Source organism: Reyranella sp. (assembly GCF_017305915.1).
Taxonomy (GTDB): Bacteria; Pseudomonadota; Alphaproteobacteria; order Reyranellales; family Reyranellaceae; genus Reyranella.
This window is the reverse complement of sequence record NZ_JAFKJN010000027.1, coordinates 83,247-102,884: the sequence shown is the minus strand read 5'-3', so window position 1 is coordinate 102,884 and position 19,638 is coordinate 83,247. Positions and strand designations below refer to the sequence as shown.

The following is a 19,638-nucleotide window of genomic DNA, read 5'->3' as shown; positions in this document are numbered from 1 at the left end:
TCATCGCTGCCGGCAAGAAGCCCAAGGTCGCCATCGTCGCCGTCATGCGTAAGCTCATCGTCACCCTCAACGCCATGAGCCGACACAACCTCCCTTGGCAGCCTGCCGGCGCTTAGGCCAAAAGACAGTTGCTCCCCATTTGAATGGGGTGGGTTGCTCTCACCAACCCAACGCGCGCCTGATGCGGGCGGCGATGTCGAGGTGGCGCTCGTTGTCGCCGGCGAAGCGCAGCATGATGTGGGTGGCGCCGGCATCGGCGTAGCTCTCGATCCAGGCGGCGGCGGCCGCTTCCGTCCCGGCGAAGCAGCGCTCGCGATTGCGGGTCACCGCGGCCGGCATGCCGTAGTAGCGCACGAGATAGTCGTTCATCCGGGCCTCAGCGCGCGCCGGGTCGTCGTCGATCGCCAGGATCAGATAGATCGCGGCAGTGATCGCCGCCGGATCGCGCCCGGCAGCGCGGGCCGCCGACCGCACGTCTGCCAGATGCGCGGCATACTCCTCGGGCTTCGGCTGGCTGGGGAACCAGCCGTCATACAGCCGGCCCGTGCGCGCGCGGCCCTCCGGCAGGAAGCCGCCGTACCAGATCGGCGGGCCGCCCGGCCGGTGCGGCGTCGGCCCGACGGTGCCCTGCTTCACCGTCCAGAGCTTATCCCAGTCGACCGGCTGGCCGCTCCACAGCGCCCGGCACAGCCGCATCACGTCGTTCATGCGGCCGACCCGCCTGTCGAACGGCACGCCCGTCGCCTCGAAGTCGCGGCGGATCGCCGGCGTGTCGGCGGCGATGCCGATGCCCAGGATCAGCCGGCCCTCGCTGAGTCGGTCGAGCGTCGCCGCCTGGTGCGCCAGCAGCACGGGGTTGCGCAACGCCGGCAGCAGGACGGCGGTGCCGAGCTCGACCTTGCGCGTCCGGGCGGCGACGGCGGCGAGCAGGGCCAGCGGCTCGTGGCGCGGCCGCGCCGTCAGCGAATCGCCGACCCAGATGGAATCGTAGCCCATGCCCTCGGCCTTCTCGGCCAGCGCCAGCAGGGCGCCGGTCTCGTGGTGGCCCTCCATGACGCGCTCGCGCGTCGGCAGGAGGTAGCCGAGCTTGGGCATGCCTCTGCCTATCAGCCGAGATCGCGCTTGATGCGCGCGTCTTCACGCCGCCGCGGCGAATCGCCAATCACGGATGTCTTCATGTCGGCAATCTAGCGCAAATTGCGCGCTAGTTGCGCGTAACGTTGTACCCCGCCGACCTCAAGGCCACCGTTGCGACGGCCGACGCAACCTGTGCCAGCGCCGTCTGCAGGCCGATGTAGCCTGGAAGTTCGCCACCGCAGTAGTTCCATCGTTGATTGTTGTAGCACTGGCAGTAGCCGGTTTCGTAGACATGGCACTGCTGGCTCGCCTGCTGGTTCGCCAGGGGATACCAGTTCGTGATGTGAGTTTGGCCTGGGCTGAGGTTCACGGTATTGGTCGTTGGATCGAAATTGATGACCCAGGTCGCATGGGCGGTGATGGTATTTGGCGGCTGACTCCAGACGAGCACGCCGACGGCCGCGTCGGCACTGTAGATCGTACGACCGCCCGGCCTTTGGACGAACCAGGAGACATCCATCGCCGAGAACGTCGGATTGAGGACCACGAGGCCTCGCCCGTCGGTATAGGTGGTGCTCACCACGACTGAAAACGGTTGGGCTGCGGCGACTTGCGGTATCGCCAAGAGTGCCCCTACGAGAAAGGCCAGGATCGACTTCACTGCAGGCTCTCCCTTCCCTCGAGTTGCGGTCGGTGGAGAGAGTATTGATCGCAATCTGCGGTGGCAACATCGATCGATGTACGCCTGCGGGGCGATGACAGGCGAATCGTCGATGGCCGATCTTGCTTACCAGCCCAGATCGCGCTTGATGCGGGCGCCTACTTCGAGGTGCCGCTCATGGTCGCCGGCGAAGCGCAGCATGATGTGGGTGGCGCCGGCATCGGCGTAGCTCTTGATCCAGGCCGCGGCGCCCGCGACGCCGCCGGCATAGGAGCGCTGGCGGGCGCGCATGCCGGCGGCTGGCACGCCGTAGTAGTTGGCGAGATAGTCGTTGATCTTGTCGTCGGCGCGCTTGGTGTCGTCGTCGATCGCCAAGGTCAGGTACATCGCGCCGGTGATCGCCTGGGGATCGCGGCCGGCGGCCTTCGCCGCCGCGCGCACCTCGGCGATCTGCGCCGGATATTCCTCGGGCGTCGGCAGGTTGGGGAACCAGCCATCATAGAGCTTGCCGGTGCGCTCGCGGCCGGCCGGCAGGCCGCCGCCGAACCACAGTGGCGGGCCGCCGGGGCGGTGCGGCGTCGGGCCAACCGTGCCCTGCTTGACGCTCCACAGCTTGCTCCAGTCGACCGGCTGGCCGCTCCACAGCGCCTTGCACAGCCGCATCGCCTCGTTCATGCGGCCGACGCGCTTGTCGAACGGCACGCCCATCGCCTCGAACTCGCGCCGGATCGCCGGCATGTCGGCGGCGATGCCGATACCCAGGATCAGCCGGCCTTCGGCGATGCGGTCGACCGTCGCCACCTGGTGCGCCAGCAGCACCGGATTGCGCAGCGCCGGCAGCAGCACAGCGGTGCCGAGCTCTGCTTTCTTCGTGCGCGCTGCGACGGCGGCCAGCAGGGTCAGCGGATCGTGGCGCGGCCGCGCCGTCACCGAATCGCCGACCCAGATCGAATCGTAGCCCAGCCCCTCGGCCTTTTCGGCCAGCGCGAGCAGCGAGCCGGTCTCGTGGTGGTTCTCCATGACGCGCTCGCGCGTCGGCAGCAGGTATCCGAGCTTGGGCATCCGTTTCCTCTTTTCGGAAGGAAGCTTACCCTCATGGGACCGCGCCACTCCAGTGGCGCTCATCTCATGAGGCGCCACTGGAGTGGCGCGGTCCTATGAGAAGGCGGCGAACACTTCCTCGAGCGCCTTCATCTGGTTCCCCGCGGCCGACGACGGCACCAGGATCGGCGTGTGCACGCCGGCGTCGCGCCAGGCGGCGACGCCCTCGCGCACCTTGGCGGCCGGGCCGAACAGCGTGTTGTCGGCGAGCCATTTGTCGGCGAGGTACTTCGGCACGTCGTCGTTGCGGCCCTCGGCCAGCGCCTTCTCGATCGCCGTCATCTCCTCGACGTAGCCTGCCTCCTTCCAGTAGTTGCGGTAGTTCGGCAGCGACGCGTAGCGGGTCAGCGTGCGCCGGTTCACCGCCTTCGCCGCCTCGACGTCGTCGCTGATGCAGGTCGGGATCATGTTGCCGATGAAGAAGCCCGCCTTGCGCTTGGCCGCCGGCAGGACCGACAGCGACTGCGCCATGTGGCTGCGGCAGACATTGGCGAACACCACGCCCTCGGCCAGCTCGCCCGCCAGCGCCACCATCTTCTGGCGCAGCGCCGCGACGATGATCGGCGGCAGCGCACCGAAGCTCGTCTCGGCGCGGAACTTCCCGATGAAGGCGCGGGTGTCGGCGAGCGGCTTGCCCGGCGTCACGCCCATGCGCACGTAGGAGGGCCCGTGGGCGATGCCGATGCCGAGGCTGAACCGGCCGCCCGAGACCTCGTGCATCATCGCGGCGCTCTGGCAGAAGTCGATCATGGTGCGCTGGTAGATCGGCACGATCGAGGTGGCGAACGGGATGCGCTCGGTCTGCCAGGAGAGCGCCTCGCACATCGACATGTTGCCCATCGGGCTCGGCACGTAGATGCCGCCGAAGCCGCGTCGCTCGGCCTCGCGGCACAGTTCTATCATCTGCCGGCGGCGGCCGGGCATGGCGATCAGGGTGAGGGCGGGCTTGTCGGTCATGGGGGCAGCTTAGCGGCTCGCTCTGCGAGTGCCAGCCGTGCCTTGCGCGGAGCGAACAGCGCCTTTATCCAAATGGCATGAAAATCGATTTCGATGCCGTGGTGATCGGCGCCGGCTTCGCCGGGATGTACATGCTGCACCGCCTGCGCGGCCTGGGCTTCTCGGCGCGGGTGATCGAGGCCGGCACGGGCGTCGGCGGCACCTGGTACTGGAACCGCTATCCCGGCGCGCGCTGCGACGTCGAGAGCGTGCAGTATTCCTACCAGTTCGATCCGGCACTGGAGCAGGAATGGGAATGGAGCGAGCGCTACGCCACCCAGCCCGAGATCCTGAAATACGCCAACCACGTCGCCGACCGCTTTGACCTGCGCCGCGACATCCAGTTCGAGACGCGGGTCACCCGCGCGACCTTCGACGAGAGCGACAAGGTCTGGCTGGTCGAGACCGACCGCGGCGACCGCGTGCTGGCGCGCTTCGTGATCGCGGCCCTGGGCTGCCTCAGCTCGCCCAACACGCCCAGGATCCCCGGCCTCGCCGACTTCGAGGGCCCGACCTATCACACCGGCCACTGGCCGCACGAGGGCGTCGACTTCACCGGCAAGACGGTCGGCGTGATCGGCACCGGCTCGTCGGCGATCCAGTCGATCCCGATCATGGCGCAGCAGGCCGAGCACCTCACGGTGTTCCAGCGCACCGCCAACTACACCATCCCGGCACACAACCGGCCGCTCGATCCCGCGTACGTGCGCGAGGTCAAGGCGAACTATCGCGAGATGCGCAAGCGGGCGAAGACGCTGCCGGCCGGCATCGACCTGCGCATCAACATGGCCTCGGCGGTCGAGAGCGCGGAGGAGGAGCGGCGGCGGCAATACCAGGAGCGCTGGGACTATGGCGGGCTGGGCTTCATGGCCTCGTTCTCCGACCTGCTGCTGAACGACGAATCGAACAAGACCGCGGCCGACTTCGTGCGCGGCAAGATCGGCGAGATCGTCAAGGACCCTAAGGTCGCCGCGGCGCTGGCGCCGACCAACATCATCGGCTGCAAGCGGCTGTGCGTCGACACCGGCTACTGGGCGACCTTCAACCGGCCCAACGTCACGCTGGTCGACATCCGGAACGAGGCGATCGAGCGCATCACGCCGATCGGCCTCCGGGTGAAAGGCAAGGACTACACCTTCGACTGCCTGGTGCTGGCGACCGGCTTCGACGCCATGACCGGCGCGCTGCTCAAGATCGACATAAGCGGCCGCAACGGCGTGTCGCTGAAGCAGAAGTGGAGCGAGGGGCCCAAGACCTATCTCGGCCTCACCATGGCGGGCTTCCCCAATCTGTTCGCCATCACCGGGCCGGGCAGCCCGTCGGTGCTGACCAACATGCTTCCGTCGATCGAGCAGCATGTCGACTGGATCGCCGACTGCCTCGCCGCGGTGCGCGCCAGGGGCGCCACGGTGATCGAGGCCGAGACCGAGGCCGAGGAGGCCTGGGTCGGCCATGTCGGCGAGGCGGCGGGCAACACGCTGCGCTCGACCTGCAGCTCCTGGTACGTCGGCGCCAACATCCCCGGCAAGCCGCGGGTGTTCATGCCCTACATCGGCGGCCTGCCCGCCTACATCGAGCGCTGCGAGGCGGTGGTGGCGAAGGGGTACGAAGGTTTTTCGGTCGGTTGAGCCAAGAAGCTTTCCACGTCGACTGACAGGGGTCGTCCCTCCTCGACGGAGTCGGAAGGACGCACGGCGCGGCGGGGCAGAGTGCCGTTGTGGGCGGACGACGGCTACGAAGCGGCGCGGCGAAGCGCGTTGTACGAGGCACCTCGATCAAAAGGCATGGTCCGCCCAGCTGATTCCAGCTGGGCGGACTATGCTCTAGGCGGCTGGTGGCCCGCGGTCGTCGTCATCGAGGCCCGCATTGCTGTTGGCCCCGCGAACCCTGGACGTTGTGTACTGCCTCAGGTCCACCAGGGTCGCACCGTTCTTCGGCGACTCCGTAGAACCGTCCCTTCTTTTCGCGCTTTCCGGTTGATAGGCGACATTCTCGAGGGAGACGGTCTCGACGCGCCCATCCGGCCTCTCGATCGAGACGGAGTCACCGGCCGAGAGACCCAGCAGAGCGAGGCCGCGGAGGGTCGAGATTGGGAGAGCGAGCCCGAGGGAGGCGTTGCCCTCATCGTGGACGAGAACGCAAGCCTCGGTGCGGCCGCCATCGATCCGGTACTCGACACGGCTGTTGATGGTCGCGACGTCGGGGGCAACGTCTTCCGGAAGGACGACGATCGCCATCGACAGTTTGCGCCGCAGCAGGCGGAGCAACCGGTCATCGTACGGCGGCGTCCGCCTGATCATGTTTCCGAGGATCGTGAAGTCTTTCGCCGTAACACAGCATTGCGGGGTATTGAACATGGCCCATCTCTGCGAGCTTGATGCGAACGCATCTGGAGGTGGATTCGCTTTTTCCGAGCCCCGCCGCGGGCGTGCGTCTCCTTGACGCCGCGGCAGGGCTTAACCGCCTGCGATCAGGCGGTCGGAAAGGGCAGGCTGCGAGCCGCTGACGGTACCGCTCGGCGGTTGGACCCGAACGACGACCAGCTCACGCACGGAGCCGTCCCGCGCCTCCCAATCGATGGATTGCCCGGTAGACAATCCGATGAGCGCAGCGCCGATCGGGGTGAGAATCGAGATTCGGCCAGCCGAGATGTCGGCCTCCTGCGGGAACACCAGGGTCAGCGGCTTCTGCGGCGCGACGTCGGAGCGAAACTCCACGGTCGATCCCATCTGCACGACATCGGGTGGCGCTGTCGGCACGATGCGCGCGCGGTCCAATTCGGCTTGAAGCGCAAAGGCCGCTTCCGGGAATCGATGGCGTTGCACGGCGAGCAGATTGGAAAGCCGCCGATGATCCTCGGTGCTGATTACGATGTCGGGCTTGCTTGTGAGGCTGTTGAACTTCTGCACCATGGCGACCAATCCTCGAGGCGCGTGAACGCACCCGGAAGCCGGGGCACTGCGCACGTCGTACGGTTTAACTGCGGGAGAAGCGCCAAGAATGCGTGGGCTCAGCGTGCCGCTGAACCATGTACCCCAAGGCTCGGGGGCGCATGGAGCCGAGCCAGGGGGCTAGAAATGCCGGATGAGTCTGATGTCGCGCATGATTGGAGATTTGGTGTTTGCATGACTTTTGTCAAGGCAGCCGCGAACGCGGTGCAGCCCTCGGGCTGCGCAGCGCGTGCTATAAGCCGGCGCAAAAGGAGGAACGTCACCATGGCGCTCACCATCGAGCCGATCGATCCGGCCGCGCCGGCCTTCGGGGGCGAAGTCTCAGGCATCGACCTGACGCGACCGTTGAGCCGCGCGGATGCGGCCGCCGTCGATGCGGGCATGGACCAGTACGGCGTGCTGGTCTTCCACGACCAGGACATCACCGACGCGCAGCAGATCGCCTTCTCGACGACGCTGGGGCCGCTCGAGGTCAAGAAGCGGCCGGGCAACATCCGCAAGGCGTCGGAGAGCCGGCTGGGCGCGGGCATCGGCGATCTCTCCAACCTCGACAAGAACGGCAAGATCATCTCGGCCGAGGACCGCCAGTGGTTCTTCAAGCTGGGCGACCGGCTGTGGCACTCCGACAGCTCCTACGCCGTGGTGCCGGCCAAGTATTCGCTGCTGTCCGGCCGCGTCGTGCCGTCGTGGGGTGGCCGCACCGAGTTCGCCGACATGCGCGCGGCCTACGATGCGCTCGACGCGCGCACCAAGGCCGAGGTCGAGGACCTGATCTGCGAGCATTCGCTGCTCTACTCGCGCGGCGCCATCGGCTTCAGCGAGTTCACGCCCGAGGAAGTCGAGCTCTTCCGGCCGGTGCTGCAGCGCCTGGTGCGCATCCATCCGTCATCGGGCCGCAAGTCGCTGTTCCTGTCGAGCCACGCCGGCACGATCGTCGGCTGGACGATCCCCGAGGCGCGCTCATTCCTGCGCGACCTCACCGAGCACGCGACGCAGCGCGAGTTCGTCTATTCGCATTCATGGAAGCAGCACGACCTAGTGATGTGGGACAACCGCTCGACCATGCATCGTGCCCGCCGCTTTGACCGCACCGAGGTGCGCGACATGCGCCGCACGACCCTGGCGGGCGACGCGCCCACCGTCGAGCAGGTCGACGCCTGATCATGTATCGCCGCAGCCTGTTCGCCGCCGCGTTGAGCGCGGCGCCCCTCTCCGTCGCGCCTTGGGTGGCCGCGCGCGGCCAGGATTATCCGTCGCGCCCGGTGCGGCTGGTCGTCGGCTTCCCGCCGGGCGGCGGCACCGATCTGGTGGCGCGGCCGTTCGCGGCGGGCGCACAGGCGGCGCTCGGCCAGTCGCTGGTGGTCGACAATCGCGGCGGCGCCAACGGCGGCGTCGGCCTCGAGGTCGTCGCCAAGAGCCCGGCCGACGGCTACACGCTCGGCCACGTGAACAGCAGCGTCGTGGTCACCAACCCGCTGCTCTATCGCAACCATCCCGTCGTCGTGGCGCGCGACCTGGTGCCGATCTGCACCGTTGCCGATTCGGCGGTGGTGCTCGCGGTGCCGGCGGACCTGCCGGCCAAGGACCTGCGCGAGCTGGTGGCGCTGGCCAGGAGCAAGCCGGGCGAGCTGCATTTCGGCTCGGGCGGGCTGGGCTCGGTCGACCATCTCGCCTTCGAGGTGGTGAAGAAGCAGACCGGTGTCGATTTCCTGCACGTGCCCTATCGCGGCGGCGGGCCGGCGCTGAACGACATGCTGGGCGGCCGCGTCCAGCTCATGATCTCGAGCTACGGCATGTACAAGGGCCAGGTCGATGCCGGGAAGGTCCGCATCGTCGCCATTCTCGGCCGCTCGCGCCATCCCGCGCTGCCCGACGTGCCGACCGCGATCGAGCAGGGCTGGCCCGACCTCGTCGTCACATCGTGGCAGGGCGTGGTCGCGCCCGCCGGCACGGCGTCTGCCATCCTCGACAGGGTGGAGAGCGCCTACCGCCAGGCCGCTGCCCAGCCGGAGATGAAGAAGCTGATGGAAAGCCTCGGCTACTTCCCGGTCTTCCGCGGGCGCAGCGAGGCGGCGGCCCTGCTGCGCGACGATACGGCGAAGTGGTCGGCGATCATTGGCGAGCTTAAGATCCAGCTCGACTGAGGGCAGCTCGATCGCCACGAACTCGTTGTCAGGCTGGCCGCCGGCGGCCTTTCTCTTCGGCGTCAAGGAATTGGATATGGCCTTCAGGCATTTGGCGTGGCTCGCGGCGTGCGCCCTCGTGACGACGTCCTGCACGAGCGCTTCCTATCAGGAAGCGGCCATGAAGGCCTCGGACGAAGGCGACCAACAGGCTGCGATCGGCCTGGCCCGGAAGGAGGTCGCGCGGTTCTCGACGCCGGATCAATGTTCGCGCACGACCAACAAGAATTGCGGCACGCTCGCGCTGGCCTACAGCAGCCTGGCCGAATACCAGATCCTGGCCGGTGACCGGGCGGCGGGGGAAAGCGGCTTCGGTAATGCGAAGGGCGCACTCGATTTGACGGATCGCGAAGACAGGGCGAGCGCCGCCGCGATGGTCTATCGGGACGTCTCCGAAGCCTTCTGGAAGATGGGCGATCGCAAGCGCGCCACCGCCGTGTTCGATGAGGGCCGGGCCGCGGGCGCCGACAGCTGGCTCTATATGTGCTCCGCGGCGCAGGCCGCCGGTTACGGGCCGACGGGGTCACGCCCCGGATCCTAGAGTTCCTCCCCTTCGCGGAGTCCGCGAAGGGGAGGTGCCCGCGTCACACGCGGGCGGAGGGGTCATGAGCAACACGACTGAGGCTCATGACCCCTCCGACGGCGTAAGACGCCGCTACCTCCCTATCAGAATGGGGAGGAATTCCGTGGCTCGTAGCGGCTGATCTCGATGCCGGTGCCGACCGGCAGCAGCACGCTGGTCATGCCGGGCTTGGCGCGGACGGCGCGGCGGTACGTCTGCACCTCCTCGCCGCCGGGCCGCAGCATGTTGTCGGCGACCACGATCGCGCCCGGATTGAGCTTGGGATAGAAGGCCTCGAGGCAGGGCACGTAGAGGTCCTTCCAGAGGTCGACCAGCACGAAGTCGATGCCGGGCGATAGCGCCTCGATCATCGCGACGGCATCGCCGACGCGGAAGTCGATGTAGTCGGTGAGGCCTGCCTTGGTCGCCATCTCGCGGGCGTGGTTGGACTTGTAGTCCCACAGCTCCATGGTGATCAGCCGGCCGCCGCTTGCGCGGGCGGCGTCGCCCAGCCAGATGCCCGAGTAGCCGTAGGACGTGCCGAGCTCGAGCAGGATCGGCGCTTCGAGGCGGCGCGCCACGATGTTGATCAGCCGGCCGGTCTCCGGTCCCACGGCGAGCAGCGAGCGGTCGCGCCAGTCCTGACCGCGCGGACCCTGGCCTTCCCGGAGCGTCTCCTCCTCGCGCATGCGCGCGTGATAGGCGTCGAGAACGGCTTGCACCTTGGCGTCCATGGTCAGCCCTCGTCCTTCCAGTCGAAGGGCAACGGCGCCTCGCGGAAGGCGAAGCGGTCGACGTGACGCGACACCGCGCCCTTGAGCGCTTCGCGCTGGCCGGGGTCGCTGGTCGCGAGCCGGCATTCGAGGCCGTCGCCGTGCGCCTGCAGGGCGAGCGTCGCATCGCCCGGCCAGTCGGCGCCGCGCGCGTTGCGCGGGAAGGTCACGGCGCCCTTCGTCTCGTCGAACTCGACGGCGAGGTTGTGGGCCCAGTGCTTGCAAAGCTGCTGGAGGTAGCGGCTGGCGTGCGCGGTCGGCACGCGGACGGTGCTGTCGTAGCTCATAGCTTCTCGATCCTTTGCGACGCCTCGTCGAGGATCGCGGCAGCCTGGTGAACGGTGTCGGCCGCCACGTCGTCGCGATCGAAGCGGTAGACCAGGACGGTGCGGAGGTTCTGCATCGCCCGGCGGAGCGGGCCGCCGTCGGTGCGTTGCCGCGCCGAGGAGAGCTCGGCGAGGCGCGCGAGCAGCGCCTCGACGTCGGCCTTGTGCGCGGCGAGATGCGCGGTGCCCTCGGCGGTGACCGAGAAGGCCTTGCGGGCGCCGCCCGACTCGGTCTCTTCGATCTGCGCCATCTCGTGAAGCATCGTCAGCGTCGGATAGACGACGCCGGGGCTCGGGGCGTAGACGCCGCCGCTCAGCTCCTCGATGGCGCGGATCAGCTCGTAGCCGTGCCGCGGCTCGTCGGCGATCAGCTTGAGCAGGACCAGGCGAAGCTCGCCCGAGTCGAAGACCCGGCGGCGCCGGCCACCGCGTCCCTCTTCGTCGCCTCCCCAGCCGTGACGCCGGAAGCCGTGCCGGCTGCCATGCCCATGATGTCGGTGTCCGCCGTGGCGGCCGCGATGATCGTCGTGTCTCAAGGATTGTGCCTTTCTATATTTTAACATATCTAAGATATATCTTGATGCGTTTCGAAGGCAAGGATGTCGAAGACAAATCACGAAATTGCCCTAATCGGCTTGGTCGGCGGGACTGTGGATAAGTTACCGCGCGCGAGGCTCATTCTGGGCAATGGAACGCGAATCGGCGCTGATTTCCGGGCCGAAAAATCGCGGCCATTGCCCAAAATAGGAGTCTGCGCGCGTTGCAGGCAGAGTCCGGTGCATGATCGCGTTGCTCTGTCTGTACCTGTTCTTTCCGCGTCGACCGGAGACGACAAAAAACATCGGGGAGGGGGAGTGGGGGGCCCGGATTTTGGGACTTTCCAGGCAAAAATACCGATTTGCCAAAGGGTTGGCAGTCCCAAGGGTGGGACGGTTTGGTACTCCCTGGCCGCTTCCGGCTCTAGAGCGATTTCCGAGCAGATGGAACCGCTCGCGGTTCCATCTGCTCGGAAATGCGCGCACGGGGGTTGTTGTTGCAGCGGGCATATTCCGTTCGGCTGATTCCAGCCGAACGGAATATGCTCTAATACCCGATCGCCGCGCCGTCGCTCCTGGGGTCGGAGCCGCCGATCCTGAGCCCGCTGGCGGGGTCGACGGTGATGCCGTGGGCGTGGCCGGCATACTCGTGCCAGTCGCCCCAGCGGTTGACCAGGTGGCCGCGCCGCGCGAGCGCGTCGATCGTGCCCGGCGGGAAGCGCGCCTCCATGTGCAGCGTGTCGCGCGCCTCGCCGATGGCGAAGCGGCCGCTCAGGAAGCGCGGCGTCTCGAGCGCCTGCTGGATGTCGCGGCCGTGGTCGATCATCGCCACGTAGGTCTGCAGATGGATCTGCGGCTGGCCGTCGGCGCCCATGCAGCCCACCGCCGCCCACAGCCTGTCGTCGCGCAAGGCGAGCGAGGCGATCAGCGTGTGCAGCGGCGTCTTGCCCGGCTCCAGCCGGTTGGCGCTCTTCGGATCGAGCGAGAAGTAGGCCGAGCGGTTCTGCAGCACCACGCCGGTGCGGCCCGCCACGACCGCCGCGCCGAAGCTGCCGTAGACCGAGTGGATCAGCGAGGCCGCGTTGCCTTCCTTGTCGACCGCGGCGACGTAGACCGTGTCGCCCGCCAGGCTGCCGTAGGAGGGGATCTTGTCCCACGGCAGCGCGCGGTTTGGATCCATCAGCGCCCGGCGCTCGTCAGCGTAGGTCTTGGAGATCAGCCGTTCGGTGGGGACATCGGCGAAGCGCGGATCGGCGATGAACTGGTCGCGGTCGTGATAGGCGACCTGCTTGGCCTGCACCATCAGGTGCACATAGTCGGGCCCGAGGAAGCGTTTGGTGTGGAGCTCGAACGGTTCGAGCAGGTTCAGCATCTCCAGCACCGCGAACCCTTGCGTCGGCGGCGGCGTCTCGTAGATCGTGACGTCGCGATAGGTGCCTTTGATCGGCTCGGCCCAGCGCGCGGTCTGCGCCTCGAGGTCGGCCTTGCCGAAGAAGCCGTCATTGGCCTGGCTCCAGCGGATCATCTCCTTCGCGACGTCGCCGGTGTAGAAGCCGTACCAGCCGTCGCTCGCTATGGCCTGCAAGGTGCGGGCGAGATCGGGGTTCTTCAGCATCGGCCCGTGCTTCAGGAAGATCGCCGCCGCTTCCGGACTCTTCTCCAGGTCGGGCACGGCCATGTTGCGCCAATGGGCGAGCCGCGCCGTCACCGGGAAGCCGTCGCGCGCATAGCCGATCGCGCTGTCGAGGCAGCGGGAAAGCGGCAGGCGGCCGTAGGCGGCGTGCGCCTCGGTCCAGCTCGCCACCGCGCCGGGCACGGTGAGCGTCGCCGGCAGCACGCCCTTGACCGGCACCTCGGCGAGGCCGCGGCGGGCGAAGGCGTCGAGCGTGCCGCTCCGGGTCGCGCGGCCGCCGCCGTCGATGTAGCGGACCTGCCTGGTGCGGGCGTCCCAGATCAGCCAGAAGGCGTCGCCGCCGATGCTGGTCATGTGCGGGTAGAGCACCGAGAGCGCTGCGCTGGTGGCGAGCGCCGCATCGACCGCCGAGCCGCCGGCGCGCAGGACATCGACGCCCGCGGCGCTCGCCAGCGAGTGGGGCGATGTCACCAGGCCGTTCGGCGCTATTGTGGCCGGACGGCCTGTCAGTATTTCTGTCATGAGAAGTTCTTAAGACCTGTGCGAGAGAGTTGACAGGGCAGAGACGTCTTCCTATTTCTTAACCACAAGGTTAAGTGTCGAAAGAGCCCCCCAATGCTCAGAATCGTCGGCATCGTCGTGCTTGTCTTTGTCGTCGCGGTCGCAGGCGTGCTGGCCTATGCCGCGACCAAACCCGACGACTTCCGCGTCCAGCGCTCGATTGCCATCAAGGCGCCGCCGGAGAAGATCATGGCGGTGGTCGGCGACCTGAAGGGCTGGACCGCCTGGTCGCCCTACGAGAAGAAGGACCCTGGCATGAAGCGCGCCTATGCCGGTGCGCCGGCGGGCAAGGGCGCGATCTACGAATGGGACGGCAACAAGGATGTCGGCCACGGCCGCATGGAGATCCTGGAGTCGACGCCGTCGAAGGTCGTGATCAAGCTCGATTTCATCACACCCTTCGAAGCGCACAATACGGCAGAGTTCACCGCCGCTCCTCGAGGTGACAGCACCAACGTCACCTGGGCGATGTACGGTCCCAGCCCTTACATGGCCAAGGTCATGCAGACCGTCATGAACATGGACAAGATGATCGGCACCGATTTCGAGGCCGGTCTCGCGAGCCTCAAGACCGTCGCCGAGAAGTAACATGATCCGCATCGCTCTTCTGAGCCTCGCCCTGGCGGGGATGGCCGGCGGCGTGGCCGCGCAATCCTCCTCCGACAAGTCCGCCCAGGACCTGCCGCCCGGCGTCTACATGGGCGGCAAGGACCTCGCCGACGCCCGCGCCGGCACCTACAGCATCGATCCCGACCACAGCGCCGTGCTCGCCCGCGTGGCCCACATCGGCTACTCGTGGAGCGTCTTCCGCTTCGATCGGGTGAGCGGCAAGCTCGGCTGGGATCCGGCGGCACCGGAGAAGTCGACCTTGTCAGTCGCGGTGGTGGTCGAATCGATCACCTCCAGCGTCAAGGGCTTCGCCTCGGAGCTGGCGGGCGACAACTACCTGAAGGCGGCCAAGTTTCCCGAGGCCACCTTCGTCTCGACGGCCTTCCGGAAGGGCGATGCCACGCACGGGCTGGTCGACGGCAACCTCACCCTGATCGGCATCACCAAGCCCGTGACCTTCGAGGTCGAGCTGGTCGGCGCCGGCAAGGGCTGGGCCGACATGCCGCGGCTCGGCGTGCATGCCGTCGCGCGTATCGTGCCCACCGATTTCGGCCTGCCGGCGTTGTTCGGCAAGACGATCGAGATCGTCGTCGATACCGAGTTCCAGAGGACGCCATGAATGTGCCGATGAAGCCCGGCGGCGAGCAGCTCGAGCTCAGCCGCGTCTACAACGCGTCGCGCGAACGGGTGTTCGCGGCCTGGACCGATCCCGACAAGGCGGCGCGCTGGTGGGTGCCGCAGGACTGCGAGCTGGTCTCGACCAAGATGGACGTGCGGCCGGGCGGCGGCTGGCATCGGCGCATGAAGGTGCCGGACGGCACGATCATCGCCAAATGGGGCGAGTACCTCGAGGTCGTCTCGCCCGAACGGCTGGTCTTCACCTACAACAGCCAGTATGCCGACGGCACGACCGATCCCGAGACGCTGGTGACCGTGACCCTAGAGGCGCTGGCCGGCAACCGCACGCGGCTCACCCTGCGCCACGAGCGCTTCTGGTCTGACTCGGCGCGGATCGGCCATACCGGCGGCTGGACCGGCGCGCTGGAGCGGCTGCTCCTGCACCTGTCGGAGGGCTGAAGCGGTGGCCGGCGGCTTTTCCAAGGAGCGCTTGCCGCGCCTGCACCAGGCGCTGGCCGCGCATGTCGCCTCGCGCGACTTGCCGGGCGTGGTGGCGCTGGTCAGCCGCCGCGGCGAGGTCGAGGTCGAGGCGGTCGGCGCGCAGGCCTTCGATGGCGCGCCGATGCGCCGCGACACCATCTTCCGCATCGCCTCGATGACCAAGCCGGTCACCGCGGCGGCGACCCTGATGCTGGTCGAGGAGGGCAAGCTCAGGCTCGACGATCCGGTCGACGGCTTCCTGCCCGAGCTCGCTCACGCCAAGGTGCTGAAGGCGATCGACGGTCCGGTCGAGGACACCGTGCCGGCCCGGCGCGCGATCACCACGCGCGACCTGCTGACCTTCACCTTCGGCATGGGCGCGGTGGTGGTGTGGCCGGCCCAATATCCGATCCAGCACGCGGCGGCGGCGGCGGGCCTGGCGCCCGGGCCGTTCCAGGCCGACTTCACGGCCGAGGAGTTCATGAAGCGGCTGGGCGGCCTGCCGCTCTTCTATCAGCCGGGCGAGCGTTGGCTCTATCACACCGGCTCCGACGTGCTGGGGGTGCTGATCGCGCGGGCGAGCGGGTCGTCGTTCGAGGCCTTCCTGCAGGAGCGGCTGTTCGCGCCGCTCGGCATGCGCGACACCGGCTTCCAGGTGCCGGCGGCCAAGCTCGATCGCCTGGCCAGTTCCTACATGGCCGATCCGCAGACCAGGGTGCTGGGCTTCTTCGACGATGCCCGTAACAGCCGCTGGGCCAAGCCGCCGCCGTTCGCCGCCGGCGGCTCGGGGCTGGTCTCGACGGTCGACGACTTCCATGCCTTCTACCGCATGCTGATGAACCGCGACGTGCACGGTCGCGAGCGCCTGCTGTCGCGGCCGACGGTCGAGCTGATGATGAGCGACCAGCTCACGGCCGAGCAGAAGAAGGGGGCCGAGCTGTTCTTCGGCCACGGCGCCGGCTGGGGCATGGGCGGCGCGGTCGTGACGCGGCGCACCGACATCTTCGCCACGCCCGGCCGCTTCGGCTGGGACGGCGGCTACGGCACCTCGGCCCATCTCGATCCGGCCGAGGACATGATCGGCGTCCTGATGACCCAGCGCATGATGGAATCGCCGGTGCCGCCCAAGGTGTTCCGTGACTTCTGGACGGCGGCCTACCAGGCCTTCGACGACTAGATCGCTCAGCAGAGGAGAAGACGATGAACGTTCAGCCTTATCTGTCCTTCGAAGGCCGCGCCCAGGAGGCCATCGACTTCTACAGGAGCGCCCTCGGCGCCCAGGTCGAGGCGATCATGCAGTTCAAGGACGCGCCGCCCGACATGCAGGCGAACATGCCCAACAAGGACAAGGTCATGCATTCGGCCTTCAAGGTCGGCGACACCACGATCATGGCAACCGACGGCCAGTGCAGCGGCAAGTCCGAGTTCTCGGGCATCACGCTGACGATCAACGCCAGCAGCGACGCCGAGGCCGAGAAGCTGTTCAACGCGCTGGCCCAGGGCGGCAAGGTCAACATGCCGATGGCGGAGACCTTCTTCGCCACCCGCTTCGGCATGGTCGCCGACAAGTTCGGCGTCGGCTGGATGGTGCTGCACGCCAAGCAGCCCTGAGCTTTCCGCCCCGTCCCGATGGGGAGGAAGGCTACTTCTTCTCGACGTTGGCGCTGCGCAGCGGCACGCCGAACTCGCGGCGGCAGACCTCGGCCAGGACCTCGACGCCCTTCTTGATGGTGGCGGGGTCGGGATTGGCGAAGCAGAGCCGCAGGCGGGACCTGGCATAGGCCTTGTCGGTCGACCATTCCGGCCCCGGATTGAGCGCCACGCCGGCAGCTTGCGCGGCCTGGAACAGCTTCTGCGTGTCGACCTGGTCGGGCAGCTTGACCCAGAGATAGATGCCGCCCGGCGGATCGCCGAACTCGGCGGCGGTGCCGAACTGCTCGGCCAGCGCCTCGCGCAGCACCTGCAGCTTGTGGCTCAGTACCTTGTTGAGCTTGGGCACATGGTTGGCGAAGTGCTTGGCGCAGAACTCGGCCAGCACCATCTGCTCCAGCGCGCCCGAGCCCGCGTCCTGCTTCAGCCCGAGGATGCGAGCCAGGATCTCCCACTTGGCGACGATGTAGCCGACCCGCAGCGCCGGCGCGATCGACTTGGAGAACGAGCCGACGAAGATCACGCCCTCGCCGCCGGCCAGCGCATGGATCGAGGGCGGCCGCTCGCCGTTCCACACCAGGTCGGAATAGCACTCGTCCTCGAAGATCATCGTGCCGTAGGCGCGGGCGAGCGCGATCATCTCCTTGCGGCGCGCCACCGGCATGATCGAGCCGGTCGGGTTCTGCACCGTCGGGATGGTGTAGATGTACTTGGGCGTGATGCCTTTGCCCTTGAGCTCCTCGAGCTTGGCCTCGAGCGCATCCATCCGCATGCCGTCGCCGTCGAGCGGGATGCCGACGATGTCGACGCCGAACTTGGCGAGCCGCGTCAGCGCGCCGCCGTAGGTCTCCTGCTCGATCAGGATGGTGTCGCCCTTGCCGAGCAGCAGCGTGTTGACCAGGTCGAGGCCCTGCAGCGAGCCCGAGGTGATCAGGATCTCGTCGGGCGAGCAGGCGATGCCGGCATGGCTCTTGAGCTTGCCCGCGAGGAACTCACGCAGCGGCCGGTAGCCGAGCGGGCCGCTGTTGAGGCCGTAGGTCGCGAGCGTCGGGCCCTCGCGGCGCAGCACCGTCGTCGCCGCCTCGATCAGGGCATCGACCGGCACGTTGTCGGCGTCGTTATGGCCGCCGACGAAATTGTACTTGGGGAAGCCCTTCCACAGGACGGCGGGCGCGGGCGTGCCGGGCGCGAGCAGGGGCGCGAAATCGAACGGGGCGGTCATGGGTGTTTCCCTCGAGGATAGTCTTGCTTCTGCCCATTGCTGGGCCAAGACCGCCCGTCTTGCAAGAGACCTCAGCCCACGGCGCGGAACGACTCGGCGCTCGCCATGTTCCAGGGCGCCAGCCAGCGCGGATTGTTGGTGCCCTCCAGCAGCTCGCGCTCGCGCAGCGCCGGGTAGAGGTCGGCGAAGGTCGCGACCTCGCTCGGCGACAGCCGATGGGAGATGTGCCAGGGCCGGAACTCGTTGGGATGCTCGAGGCCGGCCGCGGCGGTCAGCTCGGCCAGCGCATGCACCGTCGCCTTGTGGAAGTTGGCGACGCGGCTGAGCTTGTCCTCGACCACCAGCGCCTTCTGGCGGTGCTTGTCCTGGGTCGCGACGCCGGTCGGGCAGCGGTCGGTGTGGCAGCTCTGCGACTGGATGCAGCCGACCGCGAACATGAAGCCGCGCGCGGCGTTGCACCAGTCGGCGCCGAGCGCCATGGCGCGGGCGATGTCGAAGCCCGAGATGATCTTGCCCGAGGCGCCGAGCCGGATCTGCTGGCGCAGGCCGACCCCGACCAGCGCGTTGTGCACGAACGAGAGGCCCTCGCGCATCGGCTTGCCGATATGGTCGATGAACTCCAGCGGGGCGGCGCCGGTGCCGCCCTCCTTGCCGTCGATCACGATGAAGTCGGGCGTGATGCCGGTCTCCAGCATCGCCTTGCAGATCGCCAGGAACTCCCATTCGTGGCCGACGCAGAGCTTGAAGCCGGCCGGCTTGCCGCCCGACAGCCGGCGCATCTCGGCGATGAACTGCATCATCCCGATCGGCGTCGAGAAGGCCGAATGGCGCGACGGCGAGATGCAGTCCCGGCCGGTCGGCACGCCGCGGGTCAGCGAGATCTCGGCGCTGACCTTGGGGGCGGGCAGCACGCCGCCATGGCCGGGCTTGGCGCCCTGGCTCATCTTGAGCTCGACCATCTTGATCTGGTCGTTGCTTGCCGCCTCGGCGAACTTCTCAGCCGAGAAGGTGCCGTCGGGATTGCGGCAGCCGAAGTAGCCCGAGCCGATCTCCCAGATGATGTCGCCGCCGCCCTCGCGATGGTACGGGCTGTAACCGCCCTCGCCGGTATCGTGCGCGAAGCCGCCGAGCCTGGCGCCGCCGTTCAGCGCCCGGATGGCGTTGGCCGACAGGGCGCCGAAACTCATCGCCGAGATGTTGAACACCGAGGCCGAATAGGGCCTGGCGCATTGCGGGCCGCCGATGGCGATGCGGAACGGATCCTTGATCAGCGCCGCGGGCGCCATCGAATGGTTCATCCATTCGAAGCCGGGCTGGTAGACGTTGTAGGTCGTGCCGAACGGCCGCACGTCGAGCTGCAGCTTGGCGCGCTGGTAGACGACCGAGCGCTTGTCGCGGCTGAACGGCAGGCCGTCCTTCTCGTCCTCGAAGAAGTACTGGCGCATCTCCGGCCGGATCGCCTCGAGGATGAAGCGCAGATGAGCGGCGATCGGATAGTTGCGCAGCACCGAATGGTGGGTCTGCGTGATGTCGTGCAGCCCGACCAGCAGGAAGAAGCCGGTGACGGCGAGGCCGATCCAGAGCCAGACCTCGTGCGGGTCCATCGTGACCAGGAGGGCGAACGTCGCGGTGAGCGTGATCGCCATGATGAACGGCAGCAGCCGCAGCTTGAAGATCAGGAACAGTCTGGACATCGGCT

Annotated in this window: 21 protein-coding genes and 1 pseudogene; 10 read left to right on the top strand and 12 right to left on the bottom strand. The window is 67.7% G+C overall.

Annotation, left to right across the window (positions count from 1 at the left end; genetic code table 11):
• Nucleotides 1-116 (top strand): annotated as a pseudogene (locus J0J01_RS25260) (IS110 family transposase); the annotation flags it as partial.
• A gap of 43 nt (nt 117-159) precedes the next feature.
• Here J0J01_RS25260 and J0J01_RS25255 read toward each other — a convergent pair.
• The 4 genes from J0J01_RS25255 to J0J01_RS25240 form a co-directional block, all read right to left on the bottom strand.
• A complete protein-coding gene (locus tag J0J01_RS25255; RefSeq protein WP_296385781.1) occupies nt 160-1,095 on the bottom strand; it encodes an LLM class flavin-dependent oxidoreductase in 936 nt (311 codons plus the stop codon).
• Nucleotides 1,096-1,204: 109 nt separating this feature from the next.
• On the bottom strand, nt 1,205-1,738 hold the full coding sequence (locus J0J01_RS25250; RefSeq protein WP_296385780.1) for a hypothetical protein: 534 nt from the start codon (nt 1,736-1,738) through the stop codon (nt 1,205-1,207).
• A gap of 126 nt (nt 1,739-1,864) precedes the next feature.
• The gene (locus tag J0J01_RS25245; RefSeq protein ID WP_296385778.1) at nt 1,865-2,800 is read right to left on the bottom strand and encodes an LLM class flavin-dependent oxidoreductase; all 936 of its coding nucleotides are present in this window, start codon (nt 2,798-2,800) and stop codon (nt 1,865-1,867) included.
• A gap of 93 nt (nt 2,801-2,893) precedes the next feature.
• Complete coding sequence (locus J0J01_RS25240; protein ID WP_296385777.1) at nt 2,894-3,796, bottom strand: LLM class flavin-dependent oxidoreductase; 903 nt, start codon at nt 3,794-3,796, stop codon at nt 2,894-2,896.
• Nucleotides 3,797-3,873: 77 nt separating this feature from the next.
• Between J0J01_RS25240 and J0J01_RS25235 the strand changes: the two genes are divergently transcribed.
• A complete protein-coding gene (locus J0J01_RS25235) occupies nt 3,874-5,463 on the top strand; it encodes an NAD(P)/FAD-dependent oxidoreductase (protein WP_296385775.1) in 1,590 nt (529 codons plus the stop codon).
• Nucleotides 5,464-5,658: 195 nt separating this feature from the next.
• On the opposite strand, the gene J0J01_RS25230 is transcribed toward J0J01_RS25235, so the two are convergent.
• Together J0J01_RS25230 and rnk are read right to left on the bottom strand one after the other, a co-directional pair.
• Nucleotides 5,659-6,192 (bottom strand): nucleoside-diphosphate kinase, encoded by a 534-nt coding sequence (locus tag J0J01_RS25230; RefSeq protein ID WP_296385773.1) that lies wholly within the window; start codon nt 6,190-6,192, stop codon nt 5,659-5,661.
• 99 nt (nt 6,193-6,291) lie between these two features.
• Nucleotides 6,292-6,747, bottom strand: a complete 456-nt coding sequence (gene rnk / locus J0J01_RS25225; protein ID WP_296385770.1) for a nucleoside diphosphate kinase regulator — start codon at nt 6,745-6,747, stop codon at nt 6,292-6,294.
• A 303-nt stretch (nt 6,748-7,050) separates the two neighbouring features.
• Between rnk and J0J01_RS25220 the strand changes: the two genes are divergently transcribed.
• From J0J01_RS25220 to J0J01_RS25210, 3 genes are all read left to right on the top strand, one after another.
• A complete protein-coding gene (locus J0J01_RS25220; RefSeq protein WP_296385768.1) occupies nt 7,051-7,947 on the top strand; it encodes a TauD/TfdA family dioxygenase in 897 nt (298 codons plus the stop codon).
• 2 nt (nt 7,948-7,949) lie between these two features.
• On the top strand, nt 7,950-8,930 hold the full coding sequence (locus J0J01_RS25215; RefSeq protein ID WP_296385766.1) for a tripartite tricarboxylate transporter substrate binding protein: 981 nt from the start codon (nt 7,950-7,952) through the stop codon (nt 8,928-8,930).
• 76 nt (nt 8,931-9,006) lie between these two features.
• Nucleotides 9,007-9,510: a hypothetical protein gene (locus J0J01_RS25210; RefSeq protein ID WP_296385765.1), complete on the top strand. Its 504-nt coding sequence runs from the start codon at nt 9,007-9,009 to the stop codon at nt 9,508-9,510.
• Between the two features lie 125 nt (nt 9,511-9,635).
• Here J0J01_RS25210 and J0J01_RS25205 read toward each other — a convergent pair whose 3' ends face one another.
• The 4 genes from J0J01_RS25205 to ggt all read right to left on the bottom strand — a co-directional run bounded on the left by J0J01_RS25205 (nt 9,636) and on the right by ggt (nt 13,270).
• Entirely contained in the window at nt 9,636-10,265 is a 630-nt protein-coding gene (locus tag J0J01_RS25205; protein WP_296385761.1) for a class I SAM-dependent methyltransferase, read from the bottom strand.
• A gap of 2 nt (nt 10,266-10,267) precedes the next feature.
• A complete protein-coding gene (locus J0J01_RS25200) occupies nt 10,268-10,591 on the bottom strand; it encodes a DUF2218 domain-containing protein (protein ID WP_296385758.1) in 324 nt (107 codons plus the stop codon).
• Nucleotides 10,588-11,166, bottom strand: coding sequence for a PadR family transcriptional regulator (locus J0J01_RS25195; protein ID WP_296385755.1), 579 nt, complete (start codon nt 11,164-11,166; stop codon nt 10,588-10,590). The genes J0J01_RS25200 and J0J01_RS25195 overlap by 4 nt, the downstream gene beginning before the upstream one ends.
• Nucleotides 11,167-11,713: 547 nt before the next feature.
• Nucleotides 11,714-13,270 carry a gamma-glutamyltransferase gene (ggt, locus tag J0J01_RS25190; RefSeq protein ID WP_296385753.1) on the bottom strand — a complete coding sequence of 519 codons (1,557 nt, stop codon included), beginning with the start codon at nt 13,268-13,270 and terminating at the stop codon, nt 11,714-11,716.
• A 144-nt stretch (nt 13,271-13,414) separates the two neighbouring features.
• Here ggt and J0J01_RS25185 point away from each other — a divergent pair, with 144 nt between their 5' ends.
• Genes J0J01_RS25185 through J0J01_RS25165 form a run of 5 tightly spaced genes read left to right on the top strand, consistent with a single transcriptional unit; the run spans nt 13,415 to nt 16,678 of the window.
• Nucleotides 13,415-13,948, top strand: a complete 534-nt coding sequence (locus J0J01_RS25185; protein ID WP_296385750.1) for an SRPBCC family protein — start codon at nt 13,415-13,417, stop codon at nt 13,946-13,948.
• A gap of 1 nt (nt 13,949) precedes the next feature.
• On the top strand, nt 13,950-14,588 hold the full coding sequence (locus J0J01_RS25180; RefSeq protein WP_296385748.1) for a YceI family protein: 639 nt from the start codon (nt 13,950-13,952) through the stop codon (nt 14,586-14,588).
• On the top strand, nt 14,585-15,046 hold the full coding sequence (locus tag J0J01_RS25175) for an SRPBCC domain-containing protein (protein ID WP_296385745.1): 462 nt from the start codon (nt 14,585-14,587) through the stop codon (nt 15,044-15,046). Before J0J01_RS25180 ends, J0J01_RS25175 begins: the two co-directional genes overlap by 4 nt.
• A 4-nt stretch (nt 15,047-15,050) precedes the next feature.
• Entirely contained in the window at nt 15,051-16,244 is a 1,194-nt protein-coding gene (locus J0J01_RS25170; RefSeq protein WP_296385743.1) for a serine hydrolase domain-containing protein, read from the top strand.
• A gap of 23 nt (nt 16,245-16,267) precedes the next feature.
• Nucleotides 16,268-16,678, top strand: a complete 411-nt coding sequence (locus J0J01_RS25165) for a VOC family protein (RefSeq protein ID WP_296385741.1) — start codon at nt 16,268-16,270, stop codon at nt 16,676-16,678.
• Nucleotides 16,679-16,709: 31 nt separating this feature from the next.
• Here J0J01_RS25165 and J0J01_RS25160 read toward each other — a convergent pair whose 3' ends face one another.
• Nucleotides 16,710-17,939: a PLP-dependent aminotransferase family protein gene (locus J0J01_RS25160; protein ID WP_296385739.1), complete on the bottom strand. Its 1,230-nt coding sequence runs from the start codon at nt 17,937-17,939 to the stop codon at nt 16,710-16,712.
• A 71-nt stretch (nt 17,940-18,010) separates the two neighbouring features.
• On the bottom strand, nt 18,011-19,633 hold the full coding sequence (locus J0J01_RS25155) for an FMN-binding glutamate synthase family protein (RefSeq protein ID WP_296385737.1): 1,623 nt from the start codon (nt 19,631-19,633) through the stop codon (nt 18,011-18,013).
• Between the last annotated feature and the right edge of the window lie 5 nt (nt 19,634-19,638).